The following is an 18,303-nucleotide window of genomic DNA, read 5'->3' on the forward strand; positions in this document are numbered from 1 at the left end:
TCCGCTGGATCCGGACAACCGCCTGGGCGCCATGGTCAGCAAGTCGCACTTCGAGAAGGTCAAGTCGTACCTAGAATACGCTGCCGAGCAGAAGCTCGATGTCGTTCAAGGTGGCGAGGCCGAACAGGGTGTGTTCATTCAGCCGACCATCGTCGACAACGTCGGCCGTGACAGCAAGCTGTTCGTCGAGGAAATCTTTGGCCCGGTGCTGAGCGTGACCAGCTTCGAGACCATTGATGAAGCGATCGAGCTGGCCAACGACACCGTCTACGGCCTGGCTGCTTCGGCCTACACCGGCAGCCTGCGCAATGCGTTGCGCTTATCGCGTGAAATCCGCGCGGGCGTGGTGACGGTCAACTGCTTTGGTGAGGGTGATGTGACCACGCCGTTCGGTGGCTACAAGGAGTCCGGGTTTGGTGGGCGCGACAAGTCCATATGGGCCCACGACCAGTACACGGAGCTGAAGACCATCTGGATCAACGCTTCGTAATAGAGCAGTACCGGTGCTGTTCTGACGGAGTTCGGCACCCCAAGGGTCATTGCCTCATGCGGGCAATGGCCCTTTCCCTACTTTTCCATCAAGCCCTTGCATACGACCGCTCAGGTGATCAAAGCATCGAAGTTCGACGGCTGAGTCCGACGCACCCAAGCGCTTGAGAAAATCTTAAACGCCGGCTAAAGCTGCCAGCGCTCAAATCATCCAACGATAAAAACAATGTGGAGATGTATTTGTGTCCAAGCACGTAACACAGCCTGCGAAGGCTATGTCCGATAAGCAGCGTAAGTTCATCATCAAACTTACCACCCTGATTTCAGGCGGCATGCTGATTGATGGCTTCATCCTCGGTGCCATCGGCATCGTCATGCCAGCGATTACCAATGACTTGGAGCTCTCGCTCGCCTGGCAAGGCTTGATCGGGGCATCCGCCCTCATTGGCATCTTCCTGGGCGGCCCTCTGGGCGGCTACTTGGCCGACAAGATAGGCCGTAAGCCGATGTTCACGATTGACCTCGCGATCTTTCTGGTCGGGTCGGTCTTGCAATTTTTCGTCACCGAGGCTTGGCAGCTTTTCGCCGTACGCCTGCTGATGGGCGTTGCCATCGGCGCTGACTACGCCATCGGCTGGCCACTGCTGGCCGAGTTCGCACCCGCGCGCCTGCGGGGCAAGCTGCTCTGCGTCCAAGAGGTCGGCTGGTACGTGGGTTATCTCGCTTCGTATGCCATCGGCTGGGCCCTTACGGTCTCCGATACTGCGAACTGGAACGTTATCTTGGGGCTAAGCACCATCCCGACTGTAATCGTGCTGCTTGCTCGCCTGGGCACACCAGAGTCTCCTCGCTGGCTAATGAGCAAAGGGCGAACGCAAGAGGCCCTCGCGCTTGCCGAGGAATACATGTCGCCCGATGAGCGAGCTGACCTGGGAGCGAAGTACGAAGGCAAGAGACTCGGATTTGCCAGCCTGTTTTCGCCTGAATACGCCAAGGCAACGATATTCGTCTCGGTATTCTGGATTTGCCTCGTGACGCCCTACTTCGCCATCGGTACCTTCGTACCCACCGTGCTGGAGCACCTTGGCCTCGAAGACGGCCTTACCGGAGGCCTCGCTATCAACGCGATCGCCGTGGGGGGCACCCTGATCGCGGTGGCTCTGATCGAAAAAGTGGGCCGCCGCAAACTGGCAATTCCACCTTTCGCCATCGCGACTGTGGCACTGTTCATTGTGGCGTTCTTCTGGAATGTGTCGCCGGTGGTGACGGTAATCTGCTTCCTGACCTTCTCTCTGGCGAACGCGGTATCGACAACCCTCACCGGCGTCTATCCAGGCGAAGTATTCCCAACGGAAATTCGCGGTGTCGGTGTGGGCTTCGCTACGGCAGCTTCACGCGTCGGCGCAGCGGCAGGCACCTTTCTGCTACCGCTCAGCATGGAGGCCTACGGAATCACGACCACGGTGCTGATCGCCGGGGGCGTGAGTTTCTTCGGTTTGATCGTTACTTACTTCCTCGCACCAGAGACCAAAGGCAAGCTGCTAAGCGAAACCTCTGCACCCAGCGCGAAAGCCTCGAAGGCGCATTCGCCGCAGTTCAAGCCTCATCGTTCCTGATCAACTAGCCCGCCGTTCTGAAGGGCTCTGCGACGCTTGTCGCAGAGCCCTGGTCGACGTCCACTCAGCCGTGTCTAGCTACGCAACCATTGTGCAAGACCCAAGATCGTCTTCGTGGTATCGCGCCCTTGGGGCACTACCAGGTAGTACGCTTCTCTGGGCTTGATCACAAGATCCGTCAACCGCACCAGCTCGCCCGATGCCAACAGATGATCGAGCATCCGCCCCCAGCCCAGTGCAACCCCATGCCCGTGAAGTGCTGCTTGGATCGTGTCTGTATACAGCTGGCAGTGCAGGCGATAATCGAGTTTGGGTGGATTTCCGCCCAGCGCGCGGAACCATGTGGGCCATGTCATCCAGCCCTCCGTAGTGGCCTCCGCATCGAGCAGATCTGCACTGTAGAGCTCCTCCAGTGACGAAGGCACTGGATTTCGAGCAAGCCACGCCGGAGAGCACACCGGAAAGACTTCTTCGTCAAATAGATGCAGAGCGCTGCCATCCGCCCACTTGCCGTTGCCATACCGCACCATCAAGTCAACGTCGTGGTTGCGCAGATCCCCAATAAACATCTGAGTGGCGAGCCGCAAGCGTATATGGGGCATCGCAGCTTGGAGGCTGTTCAAACGTGGCATAACTCGCAGGTGCGAAAAAGTCGCGGTGGTGCTGAGTACCAATTGCTGCTCGCCACTGCCCTCGGAAAGCCGGTCAAACACCGCCGCGACCTTCTGTAGCGATTCCGACATCACCGCAAACAACGTCTGCCCCTCACTGGTCAACCGAACGCCTCGGTGATGACGCTGGAAAAGCTGGACGCCGATGTTTTCCTCAAGGATTCTGATTTGTTTACTCACTGCAGCTTGGGTCACCCCTAGCTCCCGGGCGGCGACGGTAATGCTGCTGTTACGGGCAACCGCCTCGAATTCCAGAAGCGCGGTCATCGACGGAATGATTCGTCGGTACCCACGGTGAGTGCTGCCATCCTCTGTAGTTGTCATCCAACGTCCCGACATGATTCGACGCTCAGGCCGGCGCCGCAGCTAACATTGGCAGAAAAATCAGCTAGATAACAGGGCTGGAGGTACTGCAATTCAGCCGAAATACCCCCTATCCCCCTCAGGGTTGACAGATAAAGGTGAGTACGCTGAATAGCCAGAGAATATGGCGTCCCAGGCAGGAATTGAACCTGCAACCTTCCCCTTAGGAGGGGGATGCTCTATCCAATTGAGCTACTGAGACACAAGAACCGGCAGCGAGCGCTGCACAGCTGGACGGCAAGCATGTTAACCAGCGGGCTGCCGTTTGTCATGCACCTATCGGGCTTTTTGCATGTAGGGGCTTTCCGACGCATTCAAATCGGCAGCCCCTCCTTGCGTAGCAGCTCAAGCAAGGCACTTACCGCCGCAGCCAGCGCCCCCGAGTTGTCTACTCGATGTACCGCCGAATCAGGTTCTGCCTGCAATCGCGCACTTCGCGCCAGGCGTTGGTCGACCTCAAGCGGCGTTTCCCGCCCGCGGGCGAGCAAGCGTTCGCGCAATACCTCGGGCCTGACTTCCAGGCAAACGGCCAGAAGGTCCGGATAACGCGAACGTGCTTCCGGCAGGTAGGCCCTGGAACCGTTCACCAGCACAGATCGCCCTTGCCCAAGCCATTTATCCACTTGCGCGGGGATGCCGTACTCCAAGCCATTGGCTTGCCAACACATGGCAAATTCGCCAGCCGCACGCATCGCTGCGAAGCGCTCTGATGTAACGCCATGTGCCGCCTCCCCTTTGGCTTCGGCTGAACGCGTAATGACCCGGCGGGCAATTTCCACACCCGCGGCTGTCAGATCCGTTCGAGCTGCATCGATCAGGGAATCTTTTCCCGAACCCGAAGGTCCCATCAGAAATATCAGGCGGCCTGAGGCTTTAGTCTGAGCGCTTGCGTCATGTTGCATAGCCACTATGCTCTATGAAAGGAAACCCGCGCATTTTAGGAGTTTTCTGTGACCTTTGCTGCGTTTTACAGGTTTTTGACGGCAAAGGTCTGACGGTAGGGTGAACCAGGGAATGCAAAACTTTTCAAACCAGTACTCATTTCTGATAATTGGTACTGGCAAAAAGCCTTTACCGGGATCACTATTTGTCACAGAATTGACGCCAAGGAAACGGCGACCTTGAGGCAAGATGAGCACCAAATTTTCCAGTCGGTTGAACATTTTGTCGTCGCCACGGTCGTACCACCATCCCGTGCGGCCAATTTGAGAACCGCTTCCCCTGAACCAAAAACCGGTCAATTTATATGCGCCCAATGAAACAGGCTATCTATTCGAGCCGCACCGCTGACAAGTTCGTCGTCCGCCTGCCAGACGGAATGCGTGAGCGCATTGCCGAGGTATCGCGCAACCACCACCGCAGCATGAACTCCGAGATCATCGCACGCCTGGAACAGAGCCTTATCCAGGAAGGTGCGCTGGGCGACGAGCTGAGCACGCGCTTGGACAGCCCTGAACTGTCCCTGCATGAGCGCGAGCTGCTGCAACGCTTCCGCCAGCTGTCCCACCGCCAGCAGAATGCGCTGGTCGCCCTCATCGCTCACGATGTGGAAATGGCCGCAGACGCCTCCTGAGGCGCATAGCGAGCACAAAAAAGCCAGCGTAAGCTGGCTTTTTTCGTTGTGTACCCTGTGTTTTGGGGACTGCACACAGCCCCCATCGCAAATGCGGTCAGAGCAGGAACAAAGTTGCCAGCCCCAGGAAGATAAAGAAACCACCACTGTCGGTCACCGCAGTGATCATCACACTGGACCCCATGGCCGGGTCGCGACCCAGGCGTGTCAGGGTCATCGGGATCAGTACGCCCAAAAGTGCCGCCAACAGCAAGTTCAACGTCATGGCCGCAGTCATCACCAAGCCCAATGACCAGCTGCCATACAACCAGAACGCCACAACTCCGATAACGCCACCCCAGATCAGACCATTGAGCAGCGACACCGCCAGCTCTTTGCGCATCAGGCGACTGGTGTTGCCCGGCGACACCTGATCCAGCGCCATCGCGCGAACGATCATGGTAATGGTCTGATTACCTGAGTTACCGCCAATACCCGCCACGATCGGCATCAACGCAGCCAGGGCCACCAGCTTCTCGATCGACCCTTCGAACAGGCCAATGACCCGAGAAGCGATGAATGCGGTAATCAGGTTGATTGCGAGCCACGCCCAGCGGTTGCGCAGCGAACGCCAGACCGAGGCGAAAATGTCTTCTTCTTCGCGCAGACCGGCCATGTTGAGAACTTCGCTTTCGCTCTCCTCACGGATCAGGTCGACCATTTCGTCAATGGTCAGTCGGCCAATCAGGCGGTCGCTCTTGTCTACCACCGGCGCCGAAACCAGATCGTAACGCTCGAAAGCCTGCGCAGCGGCGTAGGCATCTTCCTCGGGGTGGAAGGACACCGGGTCCGTCGCCATAACCTCTGCCACTTTCTTGTCCGGGTCGTTGACCAACAGACGTTTGATCGGCAGCACACCTTTGAGGATGCCGTCGTAGTCGACCACGAACAGCTTGTCAGTGTGGTTGGGCAGTTCTTTGAGGCGGCGCAGGTAACGCAGAACCACTTCCAGGCTGATGTCTTCGCGGATGGTGACCATCTCGAAGTCCATCAGCGCACCGACCTGTTCTTCGTCGTAGCTCAGCGCCGAACGCACACGTTCACGTTGCTGAGCATCGAGGGTTTCCATCAGCTCGTGAACGACGTCACGCGGCAGCTCAGGCGCCAGGTCGGCCAGTTCGTCGGCGTCCATCTCCTTGGCTGCGGCAAGCAGTTCGTGATCATCCATGTCGGCGATCAGCGACTGGCGAACCGAATCGGAAACTTCAAGGAGGATATCGCCGTCACGATCCGAACGTACCAGCTGCCAGACCGTCAGACGGTCGTCCAGGGGCAAGGCTTCGAGGATGTAGGCGATGTCGGCAGGGTGCAGGTCGTCGAGCTTGCGTTGCAGCTCGACCAGGTTCTGACGGTGGACGAGATTTTCCACCAGGTCGTTATGTTGACCTTCCTGACGATGGGTCAGGTCTTCCACTACGCGCTGGCGCTGCAACAGGTCGACCACCTGGGCCAGGCGATCCTGCAGGCTCTCTTGCGCTTTTTTTACTTCTACTTCAGTCATAGGCGAACTCCACTCCCAGCAGCGGAGCACGCCGGGGGAATCAATCGGTCAGATCAAGCGGTATGAATCGTGTTAAGGAGTAACTACTGGGTAAGTCCATGGTGGTGTTCCACAAGCCCCGGCGGGGCTGACGGGCGCAATCATACACTGCCTAAGCTGTCAGATCGCTTAAATTTTTGGCCAGAACAATCGTTTGCGCGATAAAGCTAGGACAACGCTCGAAGCTATCTGTGCGACGGCGAGCAACGGATAAAAAGCACAGCCGCTGCGCAAAAGATTGTCGTAGGTGTCTATTGGGAGTCTAGCGGACATCACTGATAAATCAGTGGAATACAGAAAACAAAAAGCCCGCTCAAATGAGCGGGCTTCTTGATATGTGGCGGACTCAGCAGGATTCGAACCTGCGACCGCTCGGTTCGTAGCCGAGTACTCTATCCAGCTGAGCTATGAGTCCGTGGTGGTAGTTTTAGACCAGGTTACCACTGGTTTAGTGAAGCCGCCTTGCAAGCAGAGCCACTTCAAAAAGTGGCGGACTCAGCAGGATTCGAACCTGCGACCGCTCGGTTCGTAGCCGAGTACTCTATCCAGCTGAGCTATGAGTCCGCAATGGTAGTTTTAGACCAGGTTACCACTGGTTATTCGAAACAGCTTTGTAAGCAAAGCCACTTCAAAAGTGGCGGACTCAGGAGGATTCGAACCTCCGACCGCTCGGTTCGTAGCCGAGTACTCTATCCAGCTGAGCTATGAGTCCGTGTCTTGCCGCGCATTATAGGTCGCTGAAACATTTTTGCAAGAACTTTTTCGTTTAAATTCAACTACTTAGCGTTCTTACCGTTTACAGCGCCCTAAGCGAATAATGGCGGTGAAGGGGGGATTCGAACCCCCGATACCCTTATGAGGTATACTCCCTTAGCAGGGGAGCGCCTTCGGCCACTCGGCCACCTCACCGCAACACGAGGCGAATATTAAAGAACCTCTTTCACCTTTGCAACCCTTTTTTTGAAAAAAACTTCAAAAAAATTAAAGGCTTGGCTCTTCATCCTTCTCTTTCTTGATGCGCAGGTAGATTTCCTCGCGGTGAACGGCCACTTCCTTCGGAGCGCTGACGCCGATACGCACCTGGTTTCCTTTCACGCCGAGCACCGTCACGGTGATCTCGCCGTCTCCAATGATCAGGCTCTCGGCGCACCGACGAGTCAGAATCAACATAGCTTTCTCCTTACGCAAACATTCAGGGATAACAGTCTGGGAACAACTGGCCTGGTCGTGGACAGCGACGCAGGGCCTTGATAGCGGTGACGCTGGCAGGACAGGGCCTGCGCAAACCACAGAAACGCGAAGGGCGCGGCAAGCCGCGCCCCTCAAGGCAACGCCTTACTCGCCCTGTCGGGCAGGAGCGTCGAGCTCGAACGCGGTGTGCAGCGCGCGTACGGCCAACTCCAGGTACTTCTCTTCGATGACCACCGAAACCTTGATCTCGGACGTGGAAATCATCTGGATGTTGATGCTCTCCTTGGCCAGGGCTTCGAACATGCGGCTGGCCACACCAGCGTGGGAACGCATGCCAACGCCGACGATCGACACCTTAGCGATCTTGGTGTCGCCGATGACTTCGCGGGCACCGATTTCACGCGCGGTGTTTTCCAGCACGCTGTAGGCCTTCTCGTACTCATTGCGGTGCACGGTGAAGGTGAAGTCGGTGGTGTTATCGTGCGAGACGTTCTGCACGATCATGTCCACTTCGATGTTCGAGGCGCTGATCGGGCCGAGGATCTTGAAGGCGACGCCTGGGGTATCCGGCACGCCGCGAATGGTCAGCTTGGCTTCATCACGGTTGAAGGCGATACCGGAAATGATCGGCTGTTCCATGGATTCCTCTTCATCAATGGTAATGAGGGTACCTGGACCCTCCTTGAAGCTGTGCAGCACGCGCAGCGGAACGTTGTACTTGCCGGCGAACTCCACCGAACGGATCTGCAGCACCTTGGACCCGAGGCTGGCCATTTCCAGCATCTCTTCGAAGGTGATCTTCTCCAGGCGGCGGGCCTGCGGCACGACACGCGGGTCAGTGGTATAGACGCCGTCGACGTCGGTGTAGATCTGGCACTCATCAGCCTTGAGCGCTGCAGCCAGGGCCACACCGGTGGTGTCGGAGCCACCACGGCCAAGGGTAGTGATGCTGCCGTGCTCGTCGACACCCTGGAAGCCTGCCACGACTACCACGCGCCCTTCCTTCAGGTCGGCGCGAATTTTCTGGTCGTCGATCTGCAGGATGCGCGCCTTGTTGTGCGAGCTGTCGGTAAGGATGCGCACCTGGTTGCCGGTGTAGGACACCGCTGGCACGCCACGCTTGATCAAGGCCATGGTCAACAGGGCAATGGTGACCTGCTCGCCGGTAGACACGATCACATCCAGCTCACGCGGCACCGGCTGATCGGTGATCTGCTTGGCCAGGTCGATCAGGCGATTGGTTTCGCCGCTCATGGCCGACAGCACAACCACCAGGTCGTCGCCCGCTTCACGGTGTTTCTTGACCTTTTCGGCAACCTGCTCGATCCGCTCGATGGAACCGACAGAGGTGCCGCCAAATTTCTGTACGATCAACGCCATTTCAATGGTGCCTCAGCCCATACAGGGCCCCAAAAAAACCATCCAACATGAAGGGGCGGGTGACTAGACCACCCGCCCCTTCATCTCAAAGTCCCTGCTCTGCGAATGGCACAGCCAGCGCCAGGGCCTGGTCCAGCGCAGCGACGTCAACGCCACCACCCTGGGCCATGTCCGGACGGCCACCGCCCTTGCCACCGACTGCAGCAGCAGCTTGTTTCATCAGGTCGCCAGCCTTGAGTTGGCTGGAGAGGTCCTTGGTCACGCCGGCCACCAGCACGACCTTGCCCTCATGCTCGCTGCCCAGCAGGATCACTGCGTGGCCGAGCTTGTTTTTCAATTGATCGACCAGGGCCAGCAGAGCCTTGCCATCCTGCCCATCCAGGCGGGCGGCGAGGACCTTGGCGCCTTTGACCTCAACGGCCGCGTTGGAGAGATCATCCCCAGCGGCGCTGGCGGCCTTGGCCTGCAGCTGTTCCAGCTGCTTCTCCAGCTGACGGTTGCGCTCGAGCACAGCCGACAGCTTGTCGATCAGGTTGTCGCGGTTACCCTTGACCAGTTGCGCGGCTTCCTTGACCTGCTCTTCGGCAGCGTTCAGGTAGGCCAGCGCAGCGGCGCCGGTCACTGCTTCGATACGGCGCACGCCAGAGGCGACGCCGCCTTCGCTGATGATCTTGAACAGGCTGATATCGCCGGTGCGCTTGGCGTGGATACCGCCGCACAGCTCGACGGAGAAATCGCCGCCCATGCTCAGCACGCGCACGGTATCACCGTACTTCTCGCCGAACAGAGCCATGGCACCCTTGGCCTTGGCGGTTTCGATATCGGTCAGTTCGGTTTCAACCGGGGTGTTCTTGCGCACTTCACGGTTGACGATCTCTTCCAGCGCCTTGATCTGCGCAGGTGTGACAGCCTCGAAGTGGCTGAAGTCGAAGCGCAGGCGCTGGCTGTCGACCAGCGAGCCCTTCTGTTGCACGTGCTCGCCCAGCACCTGGCGCAGGGCTTCGTGCAGCAGGTGGGTGGCCGAGTGGTTCAGCGAGGTGGCGTGCTGCACGTCGGCATCGACTTTGGCTTCGACTGGCGAACCGATGACCAGCGCACCGCTGGCGACCACGCCGTGGTGCAGGAAAGCGCCGCCGGTCTTGGTGGTATCGCGTACGTCGAAGCGTGCAGCGCCGGCCTGGAGGAAGCCACTGTCACCGACCTGGCCGCCGGATTCGGCGTAGAACGGCGTGCGGTCGAGTACCACGACGCCCTGCTCGCCTTCACCCAGTTGATCGACGGACTGGCCATCCTTGTACAGGGCGATGATCTTGCCCTGGCCTTCGGTGGCGTCATAACCGAGGAACTCGGTGGCAGTGTCGACCTTGACCAGGCTGTTGTAGTCCATGCCGAAGGCGCTGGCGGAACGCGCACGCTCACGCTGGGCGTCCATCTCGCGCTCAAAGCCGGCTTCGTCGATGGTCAGCTCGCGCTCGCGGGCGATGTCGGCGGTCAGGTCCATTGGGAAGCCGTAGGTGTCATACAGCTTGAACACCACGTCGCCCGGCACCACATTGCTCTGCAGTTGGGCCAGGTCCTGTTCGAGGATGCGCAGGCCCTGCTCCAGGGTCTTGGCGAACTGTTCCTCTTCAGCCTTGAGCACGCGCTCGATGTGCGCCTGCTGGTTGCGCAGCTCTGGGAAAGCCTCACCCATTTCAGCGGCCAGGGCGGCGACGATCTGGTAGAAGAAGCTACCCTTCGCGCCCAACTTGTTACCGTGGCGGCAAGCGCGACGAATGATGCGGCGCAGCACATAGCCACGGCCTTCATTGGACGGCAGCACGCCGTCGGCAATCAGGAAACCGCAAGAACGGATATGGTCGGCCACGACTTTCAGCGATGCCTGGGCGTCGTTGCTGCAACCGATGGCCTTGGCCGCGGCGGACAGCAGGTTCTGGAACAGGTCGATCTCGTAGTTCGAGTGCACGTGCTGCATGACCGCACTGATGCGCTCCAGGCCCATGCCGGTGTCTACCGAAGGGGCTGGCAGCGGGTGCAGCACGCCGTCGGCGGTGCGATTGAACTGCATGAAGACGTTGTTCCAGATCTCGATGTAACGGTCGCCGTCTTCTTCCGGGGAGCCGGGTGGGCCGCCCCAGATGTCGGCGCCGTGGTCGTAGAAGATCTCGGTGCACGGGCCGCACGGGCCGGTGTCGCCCATGGTCCAGAAGTTGTCGGACGCGTACGGAGCGCCCTTGTTGTCACCAATGCGCACCATGCGCTCGGCCGGCACGCCGACTTCCTTGGTCCAGATGTCGTAGGCTTCGTCGTCGCTGGCGTAGACGGTGACCCAGAGCTTTTCCTTGGGCAGGTTCAGCCACTTGTCGGAGGTCAGGAAGGTCCAGGCGAAGGTGATCGCGTCGCGCTTGAAATAGTCGCCGAAGCTGAAGTTGCCCAGCATTTCGAAGAAGGTGTGGTGACGCGCGGTGTAACCGACGTTTTCCAGGTCGTTGTGCTTGCCACCGGCACGCACGCACTTCTGGCTGCTGACCGCGCGGGTATAGGCACGCTTCTCGGCACCGAGGAAGCAGTCCTTGAACTGGTTCATCCCTGCGTTGGTGAACAGCAGGGTCGGGTCGTTGTTCGGGATCAGCGAACTGGAGGCGACTCGGGTATGGCCCTGCTCTTCGAAGAAGCGAAGGAAGGCTTCACGGATTTCTGCGCTTTTCATAGGTTCTTCCACGGAAACGGCGGCCCTTTGGGGGCAAACGCGTCGACGAAACGACGGCAAAGGGCCGCATTATATCGGTCCTGCAATCTCGGTGCAGTGTGTTTATGCGTTAGAAAGCGTCGATCCGGCGGTTTTTCAAGCCTGAACAGATCGGAAGGCATGTTTGTGATGCTAAAGGCAGCCTTTTGCAGCTGGCAAGCGAATTACCGCTCAACGTAGCGGAAAATGGAACAGCCGGTTAACCAGCGATGCAGCCCACCTGCCGACGCCATCGGTGCTACCCCTGCACCGCTGAGCCGCGGAATTTCACGTCAACCTGTGCGCACGTCAGTCAATGGAATGCTTCTACATGAGCCAGCGCACCCTCACTATTTCCCAAGGCGACTCGCCTTCAACCCAACAATGCCTGCCCTATAACGACCAGCGGGTATCGATCACCAGCGCGCCATTCACTGTCATCGTCGAGGTGCTGACGGACGATGTCGAGGTGCTTGTTCAAGCCTCCCCCCAGGCCTTGGCGTACAACTTGGCGACGTCCAGTACGACATGCTGTTCTTGTCCAGTGAAATCGCCTACGTCAGGACCGGCAATGGCAACGACAACGTGCACGTTGAAGCCGATGGCAATGCACGAGTAGTCGTCGAAACCCGCGAGGGTAACGACCACATCACACTGAACTACACACCGATAACCGAAGACGACTGGGCGCGGGTGGTCGTGGACGCAGGGCCAGGCGACGACAAGCTCGTCGCCCATGACGTTCAGGAGGCAGAGCTCGACGGTGGGCCAGGCAATGACGAGATCTACAGCTCAGCCACCTACGGCATGCTCTTCGCCGGCACCGGGGAGGATGCGCTGAACGTCGGCGCTGGACGCGCCATCATCGAGGCGATGAGCGGAACCAACACCATCACCAATGGCCCCTTCGACGATCGAATCTATGGCCATGCCGAAAGCGTCGTTGCCACCGGCGGGTATGACGCACCGCTGTTGCTGGAGGCGAAGAACGAGCCGCTGCCCGAAGCCTATGCCGCGACGTTCGTTATCCAGGGCACTGCCACTTACGTAAACAAGATCACCGTGCTGCTCAACATGCTCAAAAGCAGCCAGACCGCTTCAGTCTTGCTCGCCGACCTCGTTGCGAATCAAACCAAAGTCTGCATTCGCAATACGCCGGACCTGTACAACGCCCGCACTCGCAGCAATCGATTTCTTCAAACCCCCCGCGCCCATGAAGGGAAACGCGGTGATCGAATCCTTGAGTGCGTGATCGAGTTCAACCCATTGATCAACGTCCGCCGGGAGCCAGCGGTGGTCGCCCTGTACCACGAACTCTGCCACGCCTGGAACCTGGCCACCGGCAGCATGCTGGGAAACCGAGAGCAACAAGCCATAGGACTCGACAGCGGCGAAGCCTTCGACTTCGACGATGATCCCTCGACCCCACCGAGCAGAACCAACCCGGCCCCGTTCAACGAGAATGCCCTACGCCACGAATTGGGGCTGCCACCTCGCCTGAAGTACTGAGCGTCACCCCAATCGGGCGCCGTTGTCAGGCACGATGAGAATTCCCGCCCGTAGCCCATTCTTGACCTTGGGGTTTGGAAAAATGATACGCGCGCCCTCCTCCTCGACCACCCAGCGCGTCTCAGCCAGGTCTTCGGCCAGCAGGTAACCCTTGCTCAGCTCGGAGAAGTTTTCGATATCTGCCGGCAGGTGCAGGCGGAAGCCCTCGCTGTGCTTGATGATCTCGCGGGACACGCTGAACAGTTTCAAGCCATCCAGCGAGATTTCGTTTTCAGGCTCGGTGCCTTCGATGATCTGGATCAGGCGCTCTTCCAGCTTGTCGAGATTGACCTGCTCGTTTTGCCCGAACGGCCGTGCCTTGCCAAGCTCCAGGGTGAAGGCCTCGGCATCGAGCTGCTCGTAGGTGAAGGCACTGAAGGTGATCGACGACTTGCTCTGCAGCAGCACCGCTTCCATGCCGGCCGCCGCCAAACGAGCCAGCTCACGCCGGGAATGCTGACGCCCCTCTTTATAGGGATACAAGGCGAACTGCTCGATTTTGGAGCCGCGAATGGCGGTATGCAGGTCGTAATGCAGGCGGGTGCGCTCGGGTTTGCTGAAGAACACCCGGGCAAATTGTTCAAGCTCGGCGGCGCGCAACGCCTCGAAACCACTGGAGAGTTCATGACGGCCATTGAACAGGCGATTGATGTCCTGCTCGATGAAGCGCTCACCCTTGCGGATGGCCGCCGGGTTGCCGAACAGGAACAGCACCCGCGCACGCGGTTTGATCTTGCCGTTAGCGACGCCGTGCAGTAAACGTTCGAGCAACTCGATCGGCGCTGTTTCGTTGCCATGGATGCCCGCCGACAACAGCAGGTCCAGCCCGCAATCCTCGGCGTCCGGCGGGCGGACTTCCAGTGCGCCGTCCCCCAGCCAGCGCAAACGCGCGCCCTTGGGTGTCACTTGGGTTTTCTCGGCCGGCTCGTGATCGGTCAGGGTCAGCTCAAGCAATTTGCCAAGGGCGAGCATAGGCGCTTCCTTAGTGGTGGTGGCCGCAGTCCGGGCCATGAACGTGGTCGTCATCTTCACCGACTTCTGCTGGCTCCATCTCCAGCTGCAGGCTGACCAGGTTGGTAGCCATCGGACGCAGCAGCAGGTTGGCGTACTCGGTGTCGTTCTCGTCGACGTCGACACCGATCAGCAGCTGGCCACGGCCATCCTGCTGAATCCACACTTCCTTGCCTTGCCAGACCACGGCAAAACGGGTGCAGGAGGTTTCCAGCTGGGTACCGTCTTCATCTTCGAGGATCAGGCGCAGGGCGTCGGTCATTACAAACTCTCTCTTCAAGGTTGGCGTTGGAACGGATAGACCGAACCCAACTTCAGGATCTGGGTCAACTCATCCAGTGCCGTACGGCATTCGACCAGCAACTGCGGGTCGGCAAGGTCCGCCTCGCCCAGGCGATCGCGGTAGTGCTTGTCGACCCACTGCAGCAGAGTGTCGTACAGCGGGGCGGTCATGATAACGCCTGGATTGACCGCTGCCAGTTCCGATTCCTGCAATGCCACACGCAAGCGCAGGCAAGCCGGGCCGCCGCCGTTCTGCATGCTCTGCTTGAGGTCGAACACCTTGACCTCCTTGATTGCGCCGCCCTGGCTGGTCAACTGCTGCAAGTACGCCCAGACGCGTTCGTTGTTGCGGCACTCTTCCGGCACTACCAACAGCATCGAGCCATCGTCACAGCTGAGCAACTGGCTGTTGAACAGGTAGGACCGCACTGCATCCTCTACCGCCACCGCCGCCCGAGGCACGCGGATGGGCTGGAAGTTGCCGCCCTTGCTGGCCAGTTTAGCTTGCAGCTGACCAAGTACCGCGTCGGTCTCGAGGAAGGCATCCTCGTGGTAGAACAGCACCTCGCCGTTGCCCACCGAAATCACATCATTGTGGAACACACCCTGGTCGATCACCGCCGGATTCTGTTGAGCGTAGACCACTCCGCCTTCACTCAGGCCATGCAGGCGCGCCACCGCTTGCGAAGCCTCGAGGGTTTGCCGTGCCGGGTACTTCTGCGGCGCAGGGAAGCGGCTGTCGAAGGCGCTGCGGCCATAGACGAAGAACTCCACGCCAGCCTCGCCATAGCGGCGGCAGAAGCGGGTGTGGTTGGCCGCGCCCTCATCGCCGAACTGTGCCACGGCAGGCAGCGCCGGGTGATGGGCAAAGTGTTTCTCGTTGTTGAACATCGCGGCCAATACACGGCTGGTGGTCGGATGCTCGATGCTGCGGTGGTACTTGCAGTTCAGGTTGGCAGCCGTGAAATGCACGCGGCCATCGGCGGTGTCAGCGCTGGGGCTGACGGTGGCGGCGTTGGCCACCCACATGCTCGACGCCGAGCAACTGGCGACCAGCAGTGGCATGGCCTCCTTGGCGGCGCGCTGGATCACTTCGGCATCGCTGCCGCCGAAGCCCAGGCGACGCAGGGCGGCGACATCCGGGCGCTCCTGCGGAGCCAGCACGCCTTGCTTGAAGCCAAGGTCGGCCAGTGCTTTCATTTTCGCCAGGCCCTGGCGCGCCGCTTCGCGCGGGTTGGACGCCTGCTGGCTGTTGCTCTGCGAAGCCACGTTACCGTAGGACAGGCCGCCGTAGTTGTGGGTAGGCCCCACCAGGCCATCAAAATTCACTTCATAGGATTTCATCGGCTAGGCTCCGTGACCTGTCGTTATAGGGTGACGCCCGGCGTCAGGGTCGCCGGCAAGGCAAGGCTGGCGGTCTCCAGCGAAGCCACGGGGTATGCGCAGTAGTCGGCGGCGTAATAGGCACTGGCGCGGTGGTTACCACTGGCGCCCACACCCCCGAACGGCGCGCTGCTGGCTGCGCCGGTCAGCTGCTTGTTCCAGTTGACGATGCCGGCGCGGCTGCGCAGCCAGAAGTACTGGTAGCGCGCACATGAATCGGACAGCAGGCCGGCGGCCAGGCCGTACTGGGTGTTGTTGGCTTCATCGATGGCGGCATCGAAGTCGGCGTAACGGATCACCTGCAGCAGTGGGCCGAAGAACTCTTCGTCACGGCGATCAGCGACCGCGGTGACATCGATGATGCCCGGGGTCAGCAATGCGGCGTTGACCTGTGGCTGGGTCATCTGCAGCAGGCTGGTGGCGCCCTTGCCGAGCAATTCTTTCTGCGCCGCCATCAGCGCCTGCGCGGCCTGCAGCGAGATCACCGCGCCCATGAAGGGCGCAGGCTGCTGGTCGAAGGCGCCGACCGTGATGGATTTGCACACCTCGACCAACCGCGTAACCAGCGCATCACCCCAGGCGCCCTGCGGCACCAGCAGGCGACGGGCACAGGTGCAGCGCTGGCCGGCAGAGATGAACGCCGACTGGATGATCGTGTACACCGCTGCGTCGAGGTCTTTGACCTCATCTACCAGCAGTGGGTTGTTGCCACCCATTTCCAGCGCGAGGATCTTGTCCGGGCGCCCGGCGAACTGCTGATGCAGCAGGTTGCCGGTGCGGCTGGAGCCGGTGAAGAACAGGCCGTCGATACCTGGATTGGCCGCCAGCGCCACGCCTGTTTCGCGCGCGCCCTGGACCAGATTCAGCACACCGGCAGGCAGGCCTGCGGCAATCCAGCAGTTGACGGTCAGCTCAGCGACTTTCGGGGTCAGCTCGCTGGGCTTGAACACCACACAGTTGCCCGCCAGCAGCGCTGGGACGATATGGCCGTTTGGCAGGTGGCCGGGGAAATTGTAGGGACCGAACACGGCGACCACACCGTGGGGCTTGTGCCGCAGCACGGCAGTGGCATCGGCCAGTGGGCCGCTTTTTTCACCGGTGCGCTCACGGTAGCTTTGCACCGAAATCGCCACCTTGTTGACCATGCTGGTGACTTCCGTTGCCGATTCCCACAGCGGCTTGCCGGTTTCCTCACCGATACAGTGGGCCAGCGCTTCGGCGTGCTGCTTGAGCTGATCGGCGAACTTTTCCAGCACGTCGATGCGCGCCTCCAGGCTGAACTGCGCCCAGGCCGGGAACGCCTGACGAGCAGCCTTGACCGCTGCGTCGACCTGGCCAGCATCGGCACCCTGCCCCTTCCAGACAATGGATTGGCTGACCGGGTTGAGCGATTGCAGGGCTTCACCCTGGCCGGCCTGCCATTGGCCGGCGATGTAATGTGTGCTCATTTACTGGGCCTCCCGGCTTGCCGACAGCGGCACCGCGCGCACGTTGTCGCCAGCGCCCATGCGCAGGCGCTTGGCGGTCAGCGGGTCGACCACCAGGGTCCCGGCGGCCAGGCGTGCTGGCGCGGCGGTAATGCGGCAGTCATCGCGTTTGCGGTTATGGATGATGTAAGGGGTGGCGTCATCGCCCGGCGTGCCCACTGCCAGCACCAGCGTCTGACTTTCGCGCACGGCGCGAATTTTCGAGGTCTCGCATTCGATGGCCGGGCCTGCGTCGAAGATGTCGACATAGCCCTGGTAGTTGAAGCCTTCCTGCTTGAGCATGGCCAGCGCCGGCTCGGTGTCGGTGTGCACCCGGCCGACGACGTCGCGCGCAGCCTCCGACAGGAAGCAGGTATACAGCGGGAACTTGGGCATCAGCTCGGCGATGAACGACTTGTTGCCCACGCCGGTGAGGTAGTCGGCCTGACTGAACTCCATCTTGAAGAAGTGCCGCCCCAGGCTTTCCCAGAACGGCGAACGGCCGTGCTCGTCGGACATGCCGCGCATTTCGGCGATGATCTTGTTGCCGAACAGCTCAGGGAACTCAGCGATGAACAACATGCGCGCGCGCGACAGCAAGCGGCCATTGAGCCCGGAGCGGTAGTCGCTACGCAGGAACAACGAGCACAGCTCGGAGTTGCCGGTCAGGTCGTTGGCCAGGAACAGGGTGGGGATCTCGCGGTAGATGCCCAGTTCCTGCGAGGCGCTGACGGTCAGGCCGACCCGGTAGTTGTACCAGGGCTCGCGCAGGCCGACGGCACCGGCGATGGCACTGATGCCGACCACCAGGCCTTCATCGTTTTCCAGCACGAACAGGTAGTCGGTGTCGCCACGCTCGGCTTCGCCACGGAAGCTCTTTTCGGCCCAGCCAACCCGATGCCCGAGGCGCTCCTCGTTGGCTGGCAACGTGGTCAGCCCAGTGGTACCGGTGCTGCGGGCCAATTCGATCAGCGCAGGTAAATCGCTGCTGCGTACAGGACGAACGATCATGCTATCTCCTTG

General features: G+C 60.1%; 15 protein-coding genes and 5 tRNA genes. 4 read left to right on the plus strand and 16 right to left on the minus strand.

Going from position 1 to position 18,303, the window contains the following annotated elements; translation table 11 throughout:
* Both ACIQUF_RS23055 and ACIQUF_RS23060 read left to right on the plus strand, forming a co-directional pair.
* A partial coding sequence (locus ACIQUF_RS23055) for an aldehyde dehydrogenase family protein (RefSeq protein WP_403135800.1) occupies positions 1–490 on the plus strand: 490 nt, incomplete at its 5' end.
* Between the two features lie 241 nt (positions 491–731).
* Positions 732–2,105, plus strand: coding sequence for an MFS transporter (locus ACIQUF_RS23060; protein WP_403135803.1), 1,374 nt, complete (start codon positions 732–734; stop codon positions 2,103–2,105).
* A gap of 74 nt (positions 2,106–2,179) precedes the next feature.
* Here the strand turns inward: ACIQUF_RS23060 and ACIQUF_RS23065 are convergent, their stop codons facing one another.
* The 3 genes from ACIQUF_RS23065 to phnN all read right to left on the minus strand — a co-directional run bounded on the left by ACIQUF_RS23065 (position 2,180) and on the right by phnN (position 4,041).
* Entirely contained in the window at positions 2,180–3,100 is a 921-nt protein-coding gene (locus tag ACIQUF_RS23065; protein WP_403136066.1) for a LysR substrate-binding domain-containing protein, read from the minus strand.
* 164 nt (positions 3,101–3,264) lie between these two features.
* Positions 3,265–3,341: transfer RNA gene (locus tag ACIQUF_RS23070), tRNA-Arg, on the minus strand.
* A gap of 112 nt (positions 3,342–3,453) precedes the next feature.
* The gene (gene phnN, locus ACIQUF_RS23075) at positions 3,454–4,041 is read right to left on the minus strand and encodes a phosphonate metabolism protein/1,5-bisphosphokinase (PRPP-forming) PhnN (RefSeq protein WP_403135805.1); all 588 of its coding nucleotides are present in this window, start codon (positions 4,039–4,041) and stop codon (positions 3,454–3,456) included.
* Between the two features lie 344 nt (positions 4,042–4,385).
* Here phnN and ACIQUF_RS23080 point away from each other — a divergent pair, with 344 nt between their 5' ends.
* Positions 4,386–4,712 (plus strand): Arc family DNA-binding protein, encoded by a 327-nt coding sequence (locus ACIQUF_RS23080; protein WP_403135808.1) that lies wholly within the window; start codon positions 4,386–4,388, stop codon positions 4,710–4,712.
* A gap of 97 nt (positions 4,713–4,809) precedes the next feature.
* On the opposite strand, the gene mgtE is transcribed toward ACIQUF_RS23080, so the two are convergent.
* The 8 genes from mgtE to alaS all read right to left on the minus strand — a co-directional run bounded on the left by mgtE (position 4,810) and on the right by alaS (position 11,572).
* Positions 4,810–6,252, minus strand: a complete 1,443-nt coding sequence (mgtE, locus tag ACIQUF_RS23085) for a magnesium transporter (protein ID WP_400795220.1) — start codon at positions 6,250–6,252, stop codon at positions 4,810–4,812.
* A 377-nt stretch (positions 6,253–6,629) separates the two neighbouring features.
* Positions 6,630–6,706 (minus strand) — tRNA-Arg (locus ACIQUF_RS23090).
* A 72-nt stretch (positions 6,707–6,778) separates the two neighbouring features.
* Positions 6,779–6,855, minus strand: a tRNA-Arg gene (locus ACIQUF_RS23095).
* A 71-nt stretch (positions 6,856–6,926) separates the two neighbouring features.
* Positions 6,927–7,003: transfer RNA gene (locus ACIQUF_RS23100), tRNA-Arg, on the minus strand.
* Positions 7,004–7,109: 106 nt separating this feature from the next.
* Positions 7,110–7,200: transfer RNA gene (locus ACIQUF_RS23105), tRNA-Ser, on the minus strand.
* Positions 7,201–7,272: 72 nt separating this feature from the next.
* On the minus strand, positions 7,273–7,461 hold the full coding sequence (gene csrA, locus ACIQUF_RS23110) for a carbon storage regulator CsrA (protein WP_003254503.1): 189 nt from the start codon (positions 7,459–7,461) through the stop codon (positions 7,273–7,275).
* Positions 7,462–7,626: 165 nt separating this feature from the next.
* Positions 7,627–8,862, minus strand: a complete 1,236-nt coding sequence (locus ACIQUF_RS23115) for an aspartate kinase (protein ID WP_403135810.1) — start codon at positions 8,860–8,862, stop codon at positions 7,627–7,629.
* Positions 8,863–8,947: 85 nt separating this feature from the next.
* Entirely contained in the window at positions 8,948–11,572 is a 2,625-nt protein-coding gene (gene alaS / locus ACIQUF_RS23120; protein WP_403135813.1) for an alanine--tRNA ligase, read from the minus strand.
* Between the two features lie 546 nt (positions 11,573–12,118).
* Here alaS and ACIQUF_RS23125 point away from each other — a divergent pair.
* Entirely contained in the window at positions 12,119–13,099 is a 981-nt protein-coding gene (locus tag ACIQUF_RS23125) for a M91 family zinc metallopeptidase (protein WP_403135816.1), read from the plus strand.
* A gap of 3 nt (positions 13,100–13,102) precedes the next feature.
* On the opposite strand, the gene astE is transcribed toward ACIQUF_RS23125, so the two are convergent.
* From astE to astA, 5 genes are read right to left on the minus strand one after another with little or no spacing between them, the layout of a single operon-like run.
* Positions 13,103–14,110, minus strand: coding sequence for a succinylglutamate desuccinylase (gene astE / locus ACIQUF_RS23130; RefSeq protein WP_403135819.1), 1,008 nt, complete (start codon positions 14,108–14,110; stop codon positions 13,103–13,105).
* A gap of 10 nt (positions 14,111–14,120) precedes the next feature.
* A complete protein-coding gene (locus ACIQUF_RS23135) occupies positions 14,121–14,411 on the minus strand; it encodes a topoisomerase II (protein ID WP_274909289.1) in 291 nt (96 codons plus the stop codon).
* A 14-nt stretch (positions 14,412–14,425) separates the two neighbouring features.
* On the minus strand, positions 14,426–15,775 hold the full coding sequence (gene astB, locus ACIQUF_RS23140) for an N-succinylarginine dihydrolase (RefSeq protein ID WP_403135821.1): 1,350 nt from the start codon (positions 15,773–15,775) through the stop codon (positions 14,426–14,428).
* A 23-nt stretch (positions 15,776–15,798) separates the two neighbouring features.
* Positions 15,799–17,262, minus strand: a complete 1,464-nt coding sequence (gene astD, locus ACIQUF_RS23145) for a succinylglutamate-semialdehyde dehydrogenase (RefSeq protein WP_403135823.1) — start codon at positions 17,260–17,262, stop codon at positions 15,799–15,801.
* Positions 17,263–18,291, minus strand: a complete 1,029-nt coding sequence (gene astA / locus ACIQUF_RS23150) for an arginine N-succinyltransferase (protein WP_403135824.1) — start codon at positions 18,289–18,291, stop codon at positions 17,263–17,265.
* Positions 18,292–18,303: the final 12 nt, after the last annotated feature.

The organism is Pseudomonas sp. NPDC090233, assembly GCF_044772285.1.
Lineage (GTDB): Bacteria > Pseudomonadota > Gammaproteobacteria > Pseudomonadales > Pseudomonadaceae > Aquipseudomonas.

Excerpts from the sequence above, each read along its gene's own strand:
- mgtE (WP_400795220.1), bottom strand. The coding sequence starts at position 6,252 with ATGACTGAAGTAGAAGTAAAAAAAGCGCAAGAGAGCCTGCAGGATCGC.
- csrA (WP_003254503.1), bottom strand. The coding sequence starts at position 7,461 with ATGTTGATTCTGACTCGTCGGTGCGCCGAGAGCCTGATCATTGGAGAC.
- astA (WP_403135824.1), bottom strand. The coding sequence starts at position 18,291 with ATGATCGTTCGTCCTGTACGCAGCAGCGATTTACCTGCGCTGATCGAA.
- ACIQUF_RS23115 (WP_403135810.1), bottom strand. The coding sequence starts at position 8,862 with ATGGCGTTGATCGTACAGAAATTTGGCGGCACCTCTGTCGGTTCCATC.
- ACIQUF_RS23080 (WP_403135808.1), top strand. The coding sequence starts at position 4,386 with ATGCGCCCAATGAAACAGGCTATCTATTCGAGCCGCACCGCTGACAAG.
- alaS (WP_403135813.1), bottom strand. The coding sequence starts at position 11,572 with ATGAAAAGCGCAGAAATCCGTGAAGCCTTCCTTCGCTTCTTCGAAGAG.
- astD (WP_403135823.1), bottom strand. The coding sequence starts at position 17,262 with ATGAGCACACATTACATCGCCGGCCAATGGCAGGCCGGCCAGGGTGAA.
- astE (WP_403135819.1), bottom strand. The coding sequence starts at position 14,110 with ATGCTCGCCCTTGGCAAATTGCTTGAGCTGACCCTGACCGATCACGAG.
- astB (WP_403135821.1), bottom strand. The coding sequence starts at position 15,775 with ATGAAATCCTATGAAGTGAATTTTGATGGCCTGGTGGGGCCTACCCAC.
- phnN (WP_403135805.1), bottom strand. The coding sequence starts at position 4,041 with ATGCAACATGACGCAAGCGCTCAGACTAAAGCCTCAGGCCGCCTGATA.
- ACIQUF_RS23135 (WP_274909289.1), bottom strand. The coding sequence starts at position 14,411 with ATGACCGACGCCCTGCGCCTGATCCTCGAAGATGAAGACGGTACCCAG.
- ACIQUF_RS23125 (WP_403135816.1), top strand. The coding sequence starts at position 12,119 with ATGCTGTTCTTGTCCAGTGAAATCGCCTACGTCAGGACCGGCAATGGC.
- ACIQUF_RS23065 (WP_403136066.1), bottom strand. The coding sequence starts at position 3,100 with ATGACAACTACAGAGGATGGCAGCACTCACCGTGGGTACCGACGAATC.